The 1,782-nt window shown below is 49.7% G+C and carries 1 rRNA gene; it reads right to left on the reverse strand.

The window, feature by feature from the left end:
- Positions 1–67 precede the first annotated feature (67 nt).
- Positions 68–1,633 (reverse strand): 16S ribosomal RNA (locus LSE01S_RS10550).
- Positions 1,634–1,782: the final 149 nt, after the last annotated feature.

Genomic DNA, 1,782 nt, shown 5'->3' on the forward strand with positions numbered 1-1,782 from the left:
GAGAGGTAAGCCCCTCAAAACTGAACATTGTTTCAACAAGTATGTGTAGCCTCCGTATATTCCTTAGAAAGGAGGTGATCCAGCCGCAGGTTCTCCTACGGCTACCTTGTTACGACTTCACCCTAATCATCTGTCCCACCTTAGACGGCTGACTCCCGAAGGTTATCTCACCGGCTTTGGGTGTTACAAACTCTCATGGTGTGACGGGCGGTGTGTACAAGGCCCGGGAACGTATTCACCGCGGCATGCTGATCCGCGATTACTAGCGATTCCAACTTCATGTAGGCGAGTTGCAGCCTACAATCCGAACTGAGAACGGCTTTAAGAGATTAGCTTAGCCTCACGACTTCGCAACTCGTTGTACCGTCCATTGTAGCACGTGTGTAGCCCAGGTCATAAGGGGCATGATGATTTGACGTCATCCCCACCTTCCTCCGGTTTGTCACCGGCAGTCTCACCAGAGTGCCCAACTTAATGCTGGCAACTGATAATAAGGGTTGCGCTCGTTGCGGGACTTAACCCAACATCTCACGACACGAGCTGACGACAACCATGCACCACCTGTCATTCTGTCCCCGAAGGGAACGTCTTATCTCTAAGATTGGCAGAAGATGTCAAGACCTGGTAAGGTTCTTCGCGTAGCTTCGAATTAAACCACATGCTCCACCGCTTGTGCGGGCCCCCGTCAATTCCTTTGAGTTTCAACCTTGCGGTCGTACTCCCCAGGCGGAGTGCTTAATGCGTTAGCTGCGGCACTGAAGGGCGGAAACCCTCCAACACCTAGCACTCATCGTTTACGGCATGGACTACCAGGGTATCTAATCCTGTTTGCTACCCATGCTTTCGAGCCTCAGCGTCAGTTACAGACTAGACAGCCGCCTTCGCCACTGGTGTTCTTCCATATATCTACGCATTCCACCGCTACACATGGAGTTCCACTGTCCTCTTCTGCACTCAAGTCTCCCAGTTTCCGATGCACTTCTCCGGTTAAGCCGAAGGCTTTCACATCAGACTTAAAAAACCGCCTGCGCTCGCTTTACGCCCAATAAATCCGGACAACGCTTGCCACCTACGTATTACCGCGGCTGCTGGCACGTAGTTAGCCGTGGCTTTCTGGTTAAATACCGTCAACTCCTGAACAGTTACTCTCAAGAGTGTTCTTCTTTAACAACAGAGTTTTACGAGCCGAAACCCTTCTTCACTCACGCGGCATTGCTCCATCAGACTTTCGTCCATTGTGGAAGATTCCCTACTGCTGCCTCCCGTAGGAGTTTGGGCCGTGTCTCAGTCCCAATGTGGCCGATTACCCTCTCAGGTCGGCTACGTATCATTGTCTTGGTGGGCCTTTACCTCACCAACTAACTAATACGCCGCGGGTCCATCCAGAAGTGATAGCCGAAACCATCTTTCAAACAGAAACCATGCGGTTTCTGTTGTTATACGGTATTAGCACCTGTTTCCAAGTGTTATCCCCTGCTTCTGGGCAAGTTACCCACGTGTTACTCACCAGTTCGCCACTCGCTTCAGTGTTGAAATCAGTGCAAGCACTTCAATCAACGGAAGCTCGTTCGACTTGCATGTATTAGGCATGCCGCCAGCGTTCGTCCTGAGCCAGGATCAAACTCTCATCTTATAGATGATGTGCTTGAATAGCTCATCGATTGTTGTTACATTTTTAAAAGCGAATTGACTTCGCAAATATTGTTGGGTTTGATATAAATATCAAACCGCCCTACACATATTTGGTTTGTCGAAACAATGTTCAGTTTTCAAAGGTCTACC

Origin of the sequence: Levilactobacillus senmaizukei DSM 21775 = NBRC 103853, from assembly GCF_001592085.1 — a bacterium.
Taxonomy (GTDB): domain Bacteria; phylum Bacillota; class Bacilli; order Lactobacillales; family Lactobacillaceae; genus Levilactobacillus; species Levilactobacillus senmaizukei.